The sequence below is a fragment of the Microcystis aeruginosa NIES-843 genome, from assembly GCF_000010625.1.
Classification (GTDB): Bacteria; Cyanobacteriota; Cyanobacteriia; order Cyanobacteriales; family Microcystaceae; genus Microcystis; species Microcystis aeruginosa.
This window is the reverse complement of the sequence record NC_010296.1, coordinates 1,051,175-1,066,572: the sequence shown is the minus strand read 5'-3', so window position 1 is coordinate 1,066,572 and position 15,398 is coordinate 1,051,175. Positions and strand designations below refer to the sequence as shown.

The following is a 15,398-nucleotide window of genomic DNA, read 5'->3' as shown; positions in this document are numbered from 1 at the left end:
TTTTACCGATTGTTTATAATCACATCACGTCCAAATAATTGACAAAGCTTTTCAGCAATAGTTTGATAAGGAGAATCGGTCATAACTTTCACGAGATTTGCTAATCTCTCTTTTTCTTCTGGAGTTGAGTCACGAGTCAAGAGGGCAATATCCCCCCGCAGACTATTATCGTAAGGGACAACTATCGGGACAAATGATTCACCAGTATAATTATCATACTTTTCTTGGAAAATTGTATAGGCGGTTTCTCGAAACTTTCGTAACTCTATTTCTCGGCCAACTGTTCCTAAAGATGGAGCGAGAGCATGAACTAAAATTAATGGTAAAGGATCCTCAGGGTTAGATAGGGCTAAATGTTGGATAACTTGGGTTAATCCTGCCCAACTTTGTCGAGATTCCGTACCAAAAATAACCACTGCATGGGAAAAATAAGTAATAGCTAAACCACCAATATCATGAAAACCTGCTCTTGCATCCATGAGAATAAAATCCAGTGGTCCGTTTAACCTTTCTATTTCTTCTAGCATTTGTTTTAAAATGCCTTGTAGTTGACCATTGACAATATTTTGAAAGTCTAAACGAGCCAATTTTTCTAAATAATCTTGATCCACATTTCCTGCTGGTAGCAATTTTAATATTTCACCTTCATCTCCTAACAAATACAAGTCAGTAATAGTTTTTAAACTCAGTTTCCATTTGTCTTTTTGAACTTTCTTTTCTAGCAAATAGTCCATGACACCAGAATTATCGGCAAAATCCTCAGAAAAAATTGTGGCCAGACCGGGAGCTTCTAAATCAAGATCAACTATAGCGACTCGATGACCATTCCGCGCTAAAGTTAAGGCAGTAGCGGCAATAGTAGTGGTGCGACCAACTCCTCCTTTGAAGGAAAAAAAGGAGACAATAGCTGGTTTATATCCTTTTTCAACTTTTTCAAAATCCCAGGGCAATTGCTGCCCAATTTTATTCTCTGTCCATGCTTGTTTAGCCAGATGACGTTCTAGAATATACCATTTCAAGCTTGCCGATTCATCGAACCAAGGTGTCTGAACTCTTTCAGCTATGATAAGATCAATCAGGGCTTTATAAGCATCTCCTTCTCCTTTTTGCCACCAAATATCATGGCCATAGTAATACTCAAGTTTTTCAGACAGGAGTGTAGATAGATGGTTTTCTTCGTTTGATTCTATCTTGTTTTCCTGTTTTAACTCTAGAAATAAGCGAATTTTTCCCTCAACATCACGAATAATAGTCACAGATTTTAGTTTGGCTACAAGAGAACCAAGACTGGAATCCAGAAAGCAGTCCCTTACCCTAGCAAAAGTTTCACTAAAACTAATCATCAGAATCTTAAATATCCTTACTAGAAATATAACCGTTTAGCACTAATCTGGGAATAATATCTCGATAAATTTCTTCAGCACATTCAACGGCCGAGTTAGCCTGATCTTCAGTCCAATATCCAGATTGATAATATCTTCTTTCTGGGTGATTTTGCCCTAGAACAGTTCCCCGGATGCGAGAAACTGGTAACTGTTGCTCTAAACGAGGATAGAGAATTCCTAATCTTTCCCTCGCTTTACCTTCTAATTCCTTGAGATCATGTCCGAATTTTTTAGCGGCTCTTTGATCATTTTTAAAATACTGTTCTACTAAAAGCTTAAAAGCGCATTCTACTACATAACCAGCTAGGTAAATGGCATTGTCCCAACGGTTTTTAGACAGCAAAATTTTGGCATCTTGCAAATGTCGTCCCGCTGCACTAGCAAATAACTCGGTCATAGATGTATCGAATCAAATAAAAACTTTTTAGCCATAAACAAATTCTACCACCATAACGAAACTCTAAGAACTTTACTTCCTTGTTGTTGATTTTTCAACCTAAACTTGCCAAATTTTCTGAAACTATTGCCTGATTTCCTCACTATAATTAAGCTGTTGACTGTCTAAATTACTCCTTAAGACTGCACTGGAGCGCCGGAGTTGCCAGTCCAAGCATTTGTACTAAAATTTCCCCTACTCAGTTTAAATCCAGTACAGCTTACCTGCTACTGAATCCTAACCCTAACAACAATTTTTGATTTTTACCAGAGGTCTAGGACAAGGACAAAAAGCTGATCTTGATTGAGTTATAGCACTTGCGGCCCTGTACGAGACGACCTCGAATCCTAACCCTGATCATCTTTGAATAGGGACATCTCGTCTGAGGTGCTAATGAATAACACTTTTGGAATTAAAAGTCAATAGATTAAATATTAATTTTTGTAAAGAAAAGTCTGAGCATTTACTCCGAAAGCTCTTTACCATCTGTTACAAAATATGGCAAGATATTTATCGAATTGTGTCAAAACCCAGAGTAAATGCTCATTGGGGTGACATTTTCTGATACAAAACAGAAACATATATCTAAACACCTTAAACAAAGGGCGATCGTCATCAGATGACGAAAATCACTTCATACCAGACTCAGCAATCCTAAGGAGAACCATCATATATGTTCACTCACGTCAAGTCCACCATTCGTCACATAGTTCCCGACGCGTTGAATGGTCGATCGCTGGTCAAGGTGGTCTATGTCGTGCTAGAACCTCAGTACCAAAGTGCGCTGAGTAGTGCCGTCAGGGAAATCAACTCTAACAACCCAAAACTAGCGATCGAAATTAGTGGTTATTTAATCGAAGAACTGCGCGATGGGGAAAATTATCGCAATTTTCAGGAGGATGTAGCCAAAGCTAATATTTTCATTGCATCTCTCATCTTTATCGAAGATTTAGCCGATAAAGTCGTGGCCGCTGTCAGTCCCCATCGGGATCAATTAGACGCGGCGATTGTCTTTCCCTCTATGCCCCAGGTAATGCGCTTAAATAAGTTAGGCAGCTTTTCTATGGCACAATTGGGACAGTCTAAGAGTGTCATCGCTAATTTTATGAAAAAGCGCAGGGAAAACTCTGGCGCTGGTTTCCAAGATGCGATGTTAAAGTTATTGCGAACCTTACCGCAAGTCCTGAAATACCTCCCCATGGAAAAAGCTCAGGACGCACGCAACTTTATGTTAAGTTTCCAGTATTGGCTAGGAGGTTCCGCAGAAAATTTAGAGAACTTCCTGTTAATGTTGGCCGATAAGTACGTCTTCGACAACAAAGATGACAGCGTAGTTTACAAAGAACCGGTAGTTTATCCGGATCTGGGTATCTGGCATCCTTTATCCATGAAAATGTTCGAGGATGTCAAGGAATACTTCACTTGGTACAATAACCGCAGTGATATTGCCGATGACCTCAAAGACCCCTTGGCTCCCTGTGTTGGCTTAATTTTACAGAGAACTCACCTCGTTACTGGTGATGACGCTCATTATGTCGCTCTCGTGCAGGAATTCGAGTCTATGGGTGCGCGAGTCCTTCCCGTTTTTGCTGGGGGATTAGATTTTTCTAAACCGGTAGAAGAATACTTCTGGGATAAAAGCTTAAAAGGAGTGGAAGCGGTTGCTATCGTTGACACAGTAATTTCCCTGACGGGATTTGCTTTAGTGGGAGGTCCAGCGCGACAAGATCACCCGAAAGCGATAGAATCCTTAAAACGTCTCAATCGTCCCTATATGTGCGCGTTACCGCTAGTTTTCCAAACCACCCAGGAATGGGAAGAAAGCGATTTAGGTTTACACCCGATTCAAGTGGCGCTACAGATTGCTATTCCGGAATTAGACGGTGCGATCGAACCTATTATCTTATCGGGCCGGGATGGGGCCACGGGTAAAGCGATCGCTTTACAGGATCGGGTAGAAGCGATCGCTCAACGGGCGCTAAAATGGGCTAACCTAAGAAAGAAACCGAAACTGAATAAAAAGGTCGCCATCACGGTCTTTAGTTTCCCCCCCGATAAAGGGAATGTGGGAACTGCAGCCTATCTAGATGTGTTCGGTTCTATCTACGAGGTGATGCAAGCGTTACAAAATAATGGTTATGACTTGCAGGACTTACCCGCATCTCCGAAAGAACTGATGGAAGCGGTGATCCATGATGCTCAAGCACAATACCATAGTCCGGAGCTAAATATCGCCTATCGGATGTCTGTACCTGAATACGAGCGTTTAACCCCCTATTCCGTCCGTTTAGAGGAAAATTGGGGACCACCACCGGGACACCTCAACAGTGATGGACAAAATCTATTAATCTACGGCAAAGAATTCGGTAATGTCTTTATTGGGGTTCAACCTACCTTCGGTTATGAGGGGGATCCCATGCGTCTGCTCTTTTCTCGTTCTGCTAGTCCCCACCACGGTTTTGCAGCCTACTATACCTATCTCAATCAAGTCTGGAAAGCAGACGCGGTTCTTCATTTTGGCACCCACGGTTCCCTAGAATTTATGCCGGGGAAACAGATGGGAATGTCTGGAGAATGCTACCCCGATAACCTCATCGGGATGATTCCCAACCTCTACTATTATGCCGCTAATAACCCCAGCGAAGCGACGATCGCTAAACGTCGCAGTTATGCGGAAACCATCTCCTATCTCACTCCCCCCGCAGAAAATGCCGGACTCTACAAAGGGTTAAAAGAACTAAGCGAGTTGATCGGTTCCTACCAAACCCTGAAAGATAGTGGGCGTGGGGTGCAAATTGTCAATACCATTGTCGATAAATGTTTCTTAGTCAATCTTGACAAAGATATAAGTTTACCTGATGTTGATACCGCCCATCTCAGTCAAGAGGAACGGGATAATATTGTCGGTTCGGTCTATCGTAAACTGATGGAAATTGAATCGCGTTTACTTCCCTGCGGACTTCACGTTATCGGGAAACCCCCCTCAGCGCTCGAAGCGGTGGCAACTTTGGTCAATATTGCCAGTTTAGACCGGGAAGAAGACGATTTACTCTCCTTACCCCGGATTATTGCCAACAGCATCGGCCGGGATCTAGAGGAAGTTTATCGCAATAGCGATCGAGGGGTGTTAGAGGATGTGGAATTACTGCAAAACATCACCCTAGGGACTCGCGCTGCCGTTGCCGCTTTAGTCAAGTCCCAAACCGACGCGGAAGGTCGGGTATCGATGCTTTCTAAGCTGAATTTCTTGAATATAGGCAAGAAATCGCCTTGGATCGAAACTTTACAGGAGATGGGTTATCCAAAAGTTGATCCGGTCGCATTAAAACCCCTGTTTGAATACCTAGAATTCTGTTTAGAACAGGTCTGTGCTGATAATGAATTAGGGGCCCTATTAAAAGCATTGGAAGGGGAATACGTTCTTCCCGGTCCTGGTGGCGACCCCATCCGTAACCCCGGAGTTTTACCGACGGGTAAAAATATCCACGCTTTAGATCCCCAGTCTATCCCGACCCTAGCGGCGGTAAAATCGGCTAAAATCGTGGTGGATCGCCTGTTAGAACGGCAAAAACTGGATAATGGCGGTAAATATCCCGAAACCATCGCTTGTGTTCTCTGGGGAACGGATAATATCAAAACTTATGGGGAATCCCTAGCACAAATTCTCTGGATGGTGGGGGTTCGTCCTCTTCCCGATGCTTTGGGACGGGTGAATAAATTGGAATTGATTCCCCTAGAGGAGTTAGGAAGACCGCGCATTGATGTGGTGGTCAACTGTTCTGGTGTCTTCCGGGATTTATTTATCAATCAGATGAACTTGCTTGACCAAGGCGTAAAAATGGCTGCGGAAGCAAACGAACCGATGGAGATGAATTATGTCCGTAAACACGCTATGGAACAAGCAAAAGAAATGGGTTTAACGGTTCGACAGGCAGCCACCCGCATCTTTTCTAATGCTTCCGGTTCCTATTCTTCTAATATCAATCTCGCGGTGGAAAATAGCAGTTGGGAAGATGAAAAAGAGTTACAGAATATGTATCTCAACCGCAAGGGTTTTGCTTTCGACTCGGATAATCCTGGGATGATGGCCGATAATCGTCAGTTGTTTGAAGCATCTTTAAAAACTGCGGAGGCAACTTTCCAAAACTTGGATTCCAGCGAGATTAGTTTAACCGATGTTTCCCACTATTTCGACTCGGATCCCACCAAAGTTGTCGCTAGTTTGCGCGATGATGGCAAAAAACCGGCGGCCTATATTGCCGATACTACCACCGCTAACGCTCAGGTGCGTACTTTATCGGAAACCGTGCGCTTGGATACCCGCACCAAGTTACTCAATCCCAAATGGTACGAGGGAATGTTAAGTCACGGTTACGAAGGAGTCCGAGAATTATCGAAGCGTTTGGTTAATACCATGGGATGGTCGGCAACTGCTGATGCGGTGGATAATTGGGTGTATGAAGATGTCAACACCACCTTTATTCAAGATGAGGAAATGTGTCAGCGTCTGATGAATCTCAATCCTAATTCTTTCCGCAAGATGGTGGGAACCCTGCTAGAAGTTAATGGTCGCGGTTACTGGGAAACTTCTCAAGAGAATTTAGACCGCTTACAGGAACTTTATCAAGAAGTGGAGGACCGCATCGAAGGAATCGAGTAGAATAGATAGATAAGACTTGAGAGACTGGCTAATTACCGGTCTCTTGAGTTGTCAAAAAAGATGAAAAATAACTTTTGGGGGTTAATTTGGTCTAGTTTTAGAGAAGTCAACAACTCGATTTTGACGATTCTATCCTATGCCATTTCGATTTTACTGGCTGTAGTGGCTAGTAAGGCATCAGTTCCTTTGTATCTTCTAATCATCATCGTGACTTTATCTTTACTGATAATCGCTACCTTGGTTAGAGCTTTGGAAAAAGCTTTAGAAGAATACGCTAAAATGAAACAGAGTATGATTCCTAAGATATTGCGAGTTCAAAAGGACGCAAACAATAATATTGAATGCTTACTGGAAGCATCAGATTTATTCGCCGCTCAATCTATGATATCTTTGTATTATACAGATGAAGATGATTTCGAGAGGTTGATAGGAGTAGGATTCGTCCAGTCTATCAATAATAAGAAACGAATTCAAGTGGTGATCGATGAACCAAAAATAACCTATCAATATATTTTAGATAAACTGGCCAACAATGATTTAAAAGTTATGCAACAAACTAGAGTTAGTCCGAGCGTTATTAAGAAATACAATCAACCATAGAGGTAGAAATGGAAAACGTCACAGAAACTCCCCTTTTATCCCCCAAAGGAACTTTTCCTGCCACTGTCGTTAAGGTTATTGACGACTATAAATTAGTAATGAATAGAGGTGAACAAAACGGAATTCGAGAAGGTCAAAGAATGATGGTTTATCGTATCGATGACGAAGAAATATTAGATCCGCATACTGGCGAATCTTTAGGGTTTCTCGAATTAGTAAGAGGTACGGGAAGAATTATTTTTGTTCAAGATAAAATATCTATTATAGAATCAGACAAAAAGCCAGACATAGATTTAAATAAACTTTCTTATTTGGTCGTAGAATATTTGCAGAAACCTAGAGAATTGTCTGAATTATCTTATATCCCTCCCTTGACTCCTTCTGGAATTGAATACTTAGCAAAGAAAGAGTTACAATCAAATAGAGAAAGAGAGTTAAAATCAATGATTGATAAATTAGGAGAAAGACTACCGTTTGAAAATCCTCAAGTTGGCGATCTAGTCAAGCCTATTTAATCGTTATAATCAAAAATTAGTCCAGTTGTGCATTTTATTCAGCAAAAAAAGGATTAAGAGGGTTTCTGTCGGGTTGTCGGGTTTCGTAGCCTCAACCCGACCTACTAATTTACTACTTTTTTGCCCACACGAACACGACAACGATAATCTAGATTGGCACGATAAGTCCCCCCTATATCTAGAACAGAGACCAGACCATCCATAAAGTACCGTCTAGGAATAGAGTAATTTTGGGAAGAAATGTCACGATAGTATTTTTTTACCATAACACCCTCGTTTAAGTTATGTTTACCCCTTCATTCTAGCATTTTATCATACCAATTTTTTGAATTTATTAAGAAATTATCACGCTTAACCCCTTTTTTGCAGTTACAATACATCGCTCCTACATTGGTACTATTAATGATCAAGGCAATTGACCGACCTTATCATTAAATCCTGACAAATATAAGTTTAAATTATAGCTATTGCGCCCTAAGAGCGATAATATTTAATATTAACCAGATTTATACCAAAGATAAATCATTATGGAAAACGTCACAGAAACTACCCTTTTATCTCCTAAAGGAACCTTTCCCGCCAAAGTTGTCAAAGTTATTGACGACTATAAATTAGTGATCAATAGAGGTGAAATTAGTGGAATTCGAGAAGGTCAAAGAATGTTAGTTTACAATACAAGTGAAGAGGAAATAAAAGATCCTCAGACTGGTGAGTCTTTAGGCTATCTTGACTTAGTGAGAGGGACGGGGACAATTACTTTTGTTCAAGAAAAAATATCGATTTTACAATCGGATAGAGCCAATAATAAAGGATCTAGATTGCTGGAGTTGTTGCTTAAAGAACAAGAAACCCCGTCCGATTTGATAGGAAAATTCTTAAAAAGAGCCGTAGGAGCGAATTCTAAGAACGATAAAAAGCCAATATCCGAGCTAATAAATCGTGAATTGTTAAATAAACTGCTAGTACGGGAATTATCCGAAACGTTACCTTTTGAAAACCCTCAAATTGGCGACTCAGTTAGACCTATTTAGACCTATTGATGGAACAACCAATATTAGAATACTTTCTGTCTCTTAAATATCCGATTTCAATTTATCCCGAAGAAGAAGGAGGATACACGGCATTAATTCCCGATTTACCCGGATGTATGAGTCAGGGGGAAACTTTAGAGGAAGTGATGATTAATATTGAAGAAGCGAGCGAATTTGGATAGAGACAGTTTATTTTAGTGGTAAAAAAGCAATTCCCCTGGCGTGCCTCTGAGAAAATTGAAAAAAGTGCCAAGTCAATCTCAGTAACGAGTCGCCATCTAAGAGAGATAAGTGAATACTACCCCAAAAACTGGGTAAAAAGAGGACTTCAAACATTACTGTCCGCAATCACCGAGAACCATTGGCTATTGAGCAGTGATGATTTTCAGGGTTTTCATTTGCAGTTGATTCAATTTCGACAGGACACGACGACGCAAAAAGAACTGTTGTTGTTGCCAGAGAGAAAGGGAACACCATTGATTATAGGCGGGAACACATTCATTCAAGATAAACTGATGCCAACATTGAACAAGATGGCTAATAGTCACGGTTTTCGACCTTTCTTGATAATGAGACTTTATTTGCTGCCTTAAATAATTGTTGTCCCGCAATTGTTTGAGATAATAAATAATATCATTCTCATTATTAGCAGTAAAGAAATCTAGCTCACTTTTGTACTCTGCTTGAAAAGCAGATTCATTTCCTAAAATGGCAGGAACACCTGCTAACCAGGCATTATACAGCTTAGTGGCGGGTTTCCAAGGATAAGTCTCCTTGGAGTCGAAACAACGAACAGCGACGATTGCATCTGCTTGACGATAATCATGCCAAAACTCATCATTAGTTTGAATGCACCAGTTTAAACCTAAATGATCTACCTGCTGTTTCCATTCCGGTTTGCGTAAGGGGGGAGCTAAATTGTAGGTAATGCCAAAATAAACTACATTTTCAAACCGATCGCCCCGTCGGGGATCGCGAGGAATTAAGCCCGGTTGAGTCCAATGGGGTAAAAAGTATCGCTTACCAGGTAAAAGATATTGATCTGCGGCTATTGATTGTATATAAAGTTGAGAAGCAGTTAATTCCTGTCGATTCTGGACGATATGAATTTGAGCGTAGGGTTGAGGATTTCGATCTCCTTTAACACAAGCCAGTAATAACTTGGGATAGGGTTGAAAATCATAAGCTAACGACACTCTATGGCTAATTACGATACCTTCTTTAGGGATAGTATCTACTAATTCACAGGGAAAGTTCGATTCGCGTAATCGCAAATAAGTTTGTAAAATCCAAGCCCATGAACCTCGACCCTTTCGTAATTGATCGGCGTGATCGGGCAAAGGGTCGGGTCGATCGGAAGCGGGAAGATGAAAATAAATAGGAGGTATTTGCTCGACCATAAATTATAGTACTTACGCATTGACAAAGTGCCGATTCAGATCTTCAGATCTAAAGTGCAACGAAGTCTGAAGTATGTTTGTAGAATACTTGATCGGGGGTTTGATAGTCAAGGGATTTTCGGCCTTGCTGATTTGAGACCTGAATCTTATTTTGTGGGATTTTTAAAACCTAGACCCAAACTAACTTTTGGATACGATGCACGGTTGGCATTCATACCTTGATTCAGCAACGCCAATTTTCTCACTATCGACTCACAGCGATCGCATTCTGCTGGAATTGAGGGATAACTTTCTCCGGTCCGCAAGCCGGAGGAGACAAAACTGGTTTATGCTAGAAAAAGTTGCTCTTAACGTAACTTTACAAAGTCATCGATCCCCACATTTATGGATTGCATCATCAATCGTCGAGCGAGGTTTTCAGCCAGCCATCGCTATTATCTACCAGAATGGGACGAAGCCGAAAATCAAAGACGTTTTGGTCTTGGTAGCCGTTTTCCCGGTCATGGTCACAATTACGAATTATATGTCTCCCTACACAAAGAACTCAATCTTTATGGCATGGTGGAGAATCTCTCCACCGTGAAACAGGTAATTAAACGAGAGATAACCAGTCAATTAGACTACTCCTATCTCAATCAAGTCTGGCCGGAATTTCAGCAAACCCTACCCACCACAGAAAATATCGCTAGAGTTATCTGGCAAAGATTAGCACCCTATTTACCATTAGTCAAAATTCAACTATTTGAACACCCCGAATTGTGGGCAGAATATCAAGGAAAAGATATGGAAGCAACTTTAACCGTCAAAACCCATTTTAGCGCCGCCCATCGTTTGGCTTTACCGCAATTAACCCTCGAACAAAACTCGGAAATCTACGGCAAATGCGCCAGGGTAAACGGTCATGGCCATAATTATCACCTAGAAGTATCCGTGGCGGGGGAAATCGATCCCCGCACCGGTATGATTGTAGATCTAGGGGATTTACAAAAAGCGATCGATGAATTGGTAGTAGAACCCTTCGATCATACTTTTTTAAATAAGGATATTCCCTACTTTGCCGAAGTGGTTCCCACCGCGGAAAATATTGCCTTACATATCGCTCAACTATTAGGGGAACGGATCCGCCAATTAGGAGCCGAATTAGATAAAGTTAAACTGATTGAAAGTCCCAATAATTCTGCGGAAATCCACTGTCGTGGTTTGGTTCAAGCTCCCCGACAACTTCTAGAAAAAACCCTGACAGCCGTTTAATTGCCTGTTAGTTAAGGTGATTAGGGTGAGCATGGCTCACCCTGATGGATTTAATTAGGGTTTGCTGAATAAATCTAAAAACCTTGTTGGATAACGCTTTTAGACTTTTTTTGCCTCAAAAAGTGCCGACCTTTGGAGTGATTGGGGGGAAAATCCCTGGACTTTTTTCCTGAAAATTAGGTAATTGACCACATGAAAATGAGTAAAACCCCACACCCCACACCCCACACCCCACACCCTACCCCCAGGAAAAACTTTTTCACCAGACCCTAATTAAACCCTAGTTAAACACTTCTCGCCATCCTCGCTTTCCTTTGCTTTGGCGTAAGGGAGAGGCTAAATCGACAATTTTCTCGAGCAGTTTCGGGGCCAATTTTTGACACCAAAGAGCTAGATGACTTTGCCAACCGACGACAATTTCCGTTTTTTCCCTATTTAACCCGGTAATTAGGGTTTGGGCGACTTCTTCGGCGCTCATCGGTTTTAACCATCGAAATAACTGCAATTCTCGCACCATATCCGTATCGGTTAAAGAGGGTAAGAGGGTGACAACTTTGATGTTGTGTTCCCGTAATTCTGACCTGAGAGCTTGACTAAAACCCAAAATGGCAAATTTGGTGGCCGAGTAGGTAGCGAAGCTAGGAGCGGCAATTTTACCCATCATGCTGGAAACATTGACAATCGTTCCCTGTCCCCGAATTGCCATCCGGCGGGCAATTAAGCGAGTAACCGTGTACAGGGCCATCAGATTTAAAGATATTTCTGCTTGCACTTGCGAAAATTGCGAGCGTAGAAAGGGGGTTTGATGGGCAATACCGGCACAGTTAACGAGGATATCAATGCCACGGCATTCTTGCCAAACGCGGATAATTGAAGGACTAACAAGGTCATTTTCGGTTAAATCTAGGGCTAAAGGTGTGGCAATGACCCCTAGGGACTCAATTTCTTTGGCTAGTTTTTCTAATCGCTCTTGATCTCTGGCAACAATCACAATTCTGCTTAAACCTTGTCGGGCTAATTCTAAGGCGATCGCTCGTCCAATGCCCCGGGATGCCCCCGTGACTAGGGCAGTTTTTCCCTGTAATTTCATGATCAAACTCCTGTTTTAAGCAACAGTACGGGAATTTATTGGTTTTGCTTCTGAAATCTTTGATTTGTGCATCTATACCCTACATAAGTAGCGAAGCAATCGAGGGATAGATGGATAGGTTAGGGTGCATGGGATTTTTCCTCCTTCAAAGCGCACTCTTGAACCCACGGTAACAGTTGTCTTTACAAACAGCAATCTTTTTTAACACTTTTTCCCCAAAATCACTCGATCGGATGAACGCTCAGGGTGATCCTCGATCGGATGGAAACCCCAGGGGACTTGCAGATATAGGTATTTTAAAGAGCTTACTACCGAGGGAGATAGAAAGTCTGGCAATGGACGCGACTACTATTGGCAGCCCAAGGGACTTGACATCTTCACCGCACTGAAGTAGATCTTTTGGGCAATCTCCCCTCTCCTAATCCCCAACCCCAATGAATAACCCCCCCGATAGTCCATTCAATTACACAGAGGCTTTTATTGCCCTAGGCACGAGTAATTTTGATCGCTCGGTGCAGTTTTATCGTCAACTGTTGCAACAGGAACCAAACCCCTACCTTGCCGACGTTTATGCGGAATTTAGGCTGATTAACCTTAAATTAGGTCTTTTTTGCCCTAAAGAGTCCCACAGAGACGAATTTAGCGATTCTAGGGGCAGTGGCATGAGCATTTGTTTCGAGGTGGAGAGTCTCGAAAAAGCCCTCGAGCATTGGAGCGAAATCGGCTATGGTGCTAGGGGAGAAATTAGCCAGGCTTCCCACGGTCCGGAAATCTACATCTATGATCCCGATGGTAATCGTTTAATTTTCCATCAATCCACCGCTAAAACCAATCCTTTCAGGTAGGAACCTTCCGAGTGATAGATACTGGTGGGATGGTCTGCCGGTTGGCTTAAACGTGCTAAAATTCGCACTGGGCGAGCCGATTCAATGGCTGCCGCCATGACAGCCCCCTGAAAATGTTCTTCGTTAACCACTTGGGAACAGGAAAAGGTGAAAATAATACCTTGGGGGCGAATTTTCTGGAAAGCTTGGTAATTTAATCTTTTATAAGCCATAACCGCCTGATGACGGGATTGGATACTTTTGGCAAAAGCGGGGGGATCAAGAACAATCAGATCGTAATCCTCCTGACAGTCGCGCAGGAAGTTAAAAACATCGGCACTGTAGGATTGATGGGGAACTTCACCGAGATTATTCAGGGCGATATTTTTTTCGGTAAGATCGATCGCACCGTGGGAACTATCAACGGAATGGACTAGGGCAGCCCCCGCTTGCATAGCATAGACGGAAAAGCCGCCAGAATAAGAAAAAGTGTTTAAAACCCGTTTATTCTGACAATATTGGGCTAATATTGCTCTATTTTCCCTTTGATCGAGGAAAAATCCTGTTTTTTGTCCTTTTTCCCAATCAATAATAAAGCGATGACCGAATTCTAACACCTCATTGCCGTTTTTTTGACCAAATAAGTATTTATTCTCAGAGATATGGGCGCTTTTCGCCAAAACTGCGGCACTTTTATCGTAAACTGCCCGTAAATTGTCAGCGTAGATAGTTTTCAGGCAATCGACAATCAGATCGAGACGTTGGTATAAAGCTAGAGAATAAGCTTGAATAACCGCCGTGCCATTGTACCAATCGACGATTAAACTGGGTAAACCGTCTCCTTCCGCGTTAATTAAGCGATAACAGTTAGTTTTCGGGTTATCCACTAAACCGATTTGTTGCCGCAGCTGATAGGCATTCTGGAATTTTTCGAGAAATAATTGAGCAATATCGCTGACTTTTTGGAAAGAAAGAATTTTAACGGCAATATTGCTAGGATTATACAGTCCAGTGGCTAGATATTCGCCTTGATCGCTATAAACCTCTACGATAGCACCCTCTTTGACTTCTCCCTCCATCTCTTTAATCGCCCCGGAAAATATCCAAGGATGAAATCGTTTAACAGCATCAATTTTATGGTTTCTCAGGATAATTTTCGCTAAATCTGGCATGGATAAAGAATCAGGGTTGATAGCTGACGACTACTAGACAATTCTATTATCCCCTGCCAGCAGCACAAAACCATGGTTTGTTATCCCTCGATCGAGTGGCATCAAAGCAAGTCCTAACAATCGAGGGATAATCAGAGGGAATTCTCGCCTATAATAAGTTAGATTTTAGCGATAGTCCCTCGACAAATGCCAAGAAAAAGTGATGCTGCCGGTGGTTTAAGTTTATGGTTTCAGCGTTTGGGGGCTGCCGGTTTGTTAGCGGGACAAACTTTTTTACATATTCTTAATGGCAAAATCCACCGGCGTAATACTCTGGAACAAATGAGTATTGTGGGGCCAGAATCCTTGACAATTGCCCTAATTACTGCTGCTTTTGTGGGTATGGTTTTCACTATTCAGGTAGCCAGAGAATTTATTTTTTTTGGGGCGGGTAGTTTTGTTGGGGGAGTCCTTTCCTTGGCTTTAACAAGAGAATTAGCCCCGGTTTTAACCGCGGTGGTGGTGGCGGGGAGAGTTGGCTCGGCTTTTGCCGCCGAAATTGGTACAATGCGAGTAACAGAACAAATTGACGCTTTATATATTTTAAAAACCGATCCGATCGATTATTTGGTCATTCCTCGGGTGATTGCCTGTAGTTTAATGTTACCCCTGCTCACTATTATCTCTTTAGTCACAGGGCTACTCGGTGGTTTATTTATTTCCGATAGTCTTTACGGTATTTCCTATTCCCTATTCTTACAATCAGCCCAAAATTTTCTGGAAACATGGGATTTAATTAGTTCTATGTTAAAGTCCCTAATTTTTGGGGTTTTAATTGCTATTATCGGTTGCAGTTGGGGTTTAACCACCACCGGCGGTGCTAAAGGAGTTGGTCAATCTACTACCACGGCTGTGGTAACTTCTTTATTAGCGATTTTTGTGGCTAATTTTTTCCTCTCTTGGCTGATGTTTCAAGGGACAGGTAATGCGGAGCTAGGCTAAGACAGTAATCAGTAATCAGTGATCAGTGCCAAGAAAACGGCAATTTTCTACTT

General features: G+C 41.9%; 14 protein-coding genes. 8 read left to right on the top strand and 6 right to left on the bottom strand.

Going from position 1 to position 15,398, the window contains the following annotated elements; translation table 11 throughout:
- Positions 1 to 2: 2 nt before the first annotated feature.
- Both MAE_RS05385 and MAE_RS05380 read right to left on the bottom strand, forming a co-directional pair.
- Positions 3 to 1,256, bottom strand: coding sequence for a KGGVGR-motif variant AAA ATPase (locus MAE_RS05385; RefSeq protein ID WP_231859726.1), 1,254 nt, complete (start codon positions 1,254 to 1,256; stop codon positions 3 to 5).
- Positions 1,257 to 1,350: 94 nt separating this feature from the next.
- Positions 1,351 to 1,782, bottom strand: a complete 432-nt coding sequence (locus MAE_RS05380; RefSeq protein WP_012264669.1) for a HEPN domain-containing protein — start codon at positions 1,780 to 1,782, stop codon at positions 1,351 to 1,353.
- Positions 1,783 to 2,494: 712 nt separating this feature from the next.
- Here MAE_RS05380 and MAE_RS05375 point away from each other — a divergent pair.
- From MAE_RS05375 to MAE_RS28570, 5 genes are all read left to right on the top strand, one after another.
- Positions 2,495 to 6,481: a magnesium chelatase subunit H gene (locus tag MAE_RS05375; RefSeq protein ID WP_012264667.1), complete on the top strand. Its 3,987-nt coding sequence runs from the start codon at positions 2,495 to 2,497 to the stop codon at positions 6,479 to 6,481.
- Between the two features lie 186 nt (positions 6,482 to 6,667).
- Positions 6,668 to 7,081 (top strand): hypothetical protein, encoded by a 414-nt coding sequence (locus tag MAE_RS05370; RefSeq protein WP_231859725.1) that lies wholly within the window; start codon positions 6,668 to 6,670, stop codon positions 7,079 to 7,081.
- An 8-nt stretch (positions 7,082 to 7,089) separates the two neighbouring features.
- Positions 7,090 to 7,596, top strand: a complete 507-nt coding sequence (locus tag MAE_RS05365) for a hypothetical protein (protein ID WP_012264665.1) — start codon at positions 7,090 to 7,092, stop codon at positions 7,594 to 7,596.
- Between the two features lie 527 nt (positions 7,597 to 8,123).
- On the top strand, positions 8,124 to 8,627 hold the full coding sequence (locus MAE_RS05360; protein WP_041803841.1) for a hypothetical protein: 504 nt from the start codon (positions 8,124 to 8,126) through the stop codon (positions 8,625 to 8,627).
- A gap of 8 nt (positions 8,628 to 8,635) precedes the next feature.
- On the top strand, positions 8,636 to 8,809 hold the full coding sequence (locus MAE_RS28570; protein ID WP_004163352.1) for a type II toxin-antitoxin system HicB family antitoxin: 174 nt from the start codon (positions 8,636 to 8,638) through the stop codon (positions 8,807 to 8,809).
- A 183-nt stretch (positions 8,810 to 8,992) separates the two neighbouring features.
- On the opposite strand, the gene MAE_RS05355 is transcribed toward MAE_RS28570, so the two are convergent.
- A complete protein-coding gene (locus tag MAE_RS05355) occupies positions 8,993 to 10,027 on the bottom strand; it encodes a hypothetical protein (protein WP_012264662.1) in 1,035 nt (344 codons plus the stop codon).
- Between the two features lie 384 nt (positions 10,028 to 10,411).
- On the opposite strand from MAE_RS05355, the gene MAE_RS05350 reads away from it, so the two are divergent.
- Positions 10,412 to 11,278 (top strand): 6-pyruvoyl trahydropterin synthase family protein, encoded by an 867-nt coding sequence (locus MAE_RS05350; protein WP_041803839.1) that lies wholly within the window; start codon positions 10,412 to 10,414, stop codon positions 11,276 to 11,278.
- 99 nt (positions 11,279 to 11,377) lie between these two features.
- Here the strand turns inward: MAE_RS05350 and MAE_RS33960 are convergent, their stop codons facing one another.
- Both MAE_RS33960 and MAE_RS05345 read right to left on the bottom strand, forming a co-directional pair.
- The gene (locus MAE_RS33960; RefSeq protein WP_002732996.1) at positions 11,378 to 11,515 is read right to left on the bottom strand and encodes a hypothetical protein; all 138 of its coding nucleotides are present in this window, start codon (positions 11,513 to 11,515) and stop codon (positions 11,378 to 11,380) included.
- A 43-nt stretch (positions 11,516 to 11,558) separates the two neighbouring features.
- Positions 11,559 to 12,368: an SDR family NAD(P)-dependent oxidoreductase gene (locus MAE_RS05345; RefSeq protein ID WP_012264659.1), complete on the bottom strand. Its 810-nt coding sequence runs from the start codon at positions 12,366 to 12,368 to the stop codon at positions 11,559 to 11,561.
- 434 nt (positions 12,369 to 12,802) lie between these two features.
- On the opposite strand from MAE_RS05345, the gene MAE_RS05340 reads away from it, so the two are divergent.
- A complete protein-coding gene (locus MAE_RS05340; protein ID WP_012264657.1) occupies positions 12,803 to 13,213 on the top strand; it encodes a VOC family protein in 411 nt (136 codons plus the stop codon).
- On the opposite strand, the gene MAE_RS05335 is transcribed toward MAE_RS05340, so the two are convergent.
- Positions 13,180 to 14,364: a class I SAM-dependent rRNA methyltransferase gene (locus tag MAE_RS05335; protein WP_012264656.1), complete on the bottom strand. Its 1,185-nt coding sequence runs from the start codon at positions 14,362 to 14,364 to the stop codon at positions 13,180 to 13,182. The two genes, MAE_RS05340 and MAE_RS05335, sit on opposite strands and share 34 nt — an antisense overlap.
- 186 nt (positions 14,365 to 14,550) lie before the next feature.
- On the opposite strand from MAE_RS05335, the gene MAE_RS05330 reads away from it, so the two are divergent.
- Positions 14,551 to 15,345, top strand: a complete 795-nt coding sequence (locus tag MAE_RS05330; RefSeq protein ID WP_012264655.1) for an MlaE family lipid ABC transporter permease subunit — start codon at positions 14,551 to 14,553, stop codon at positions 15,343 to 15,345.
- The last annotated feature ends 53 nt before the right edge of the window (positions 15,346 to 15,398 follow it).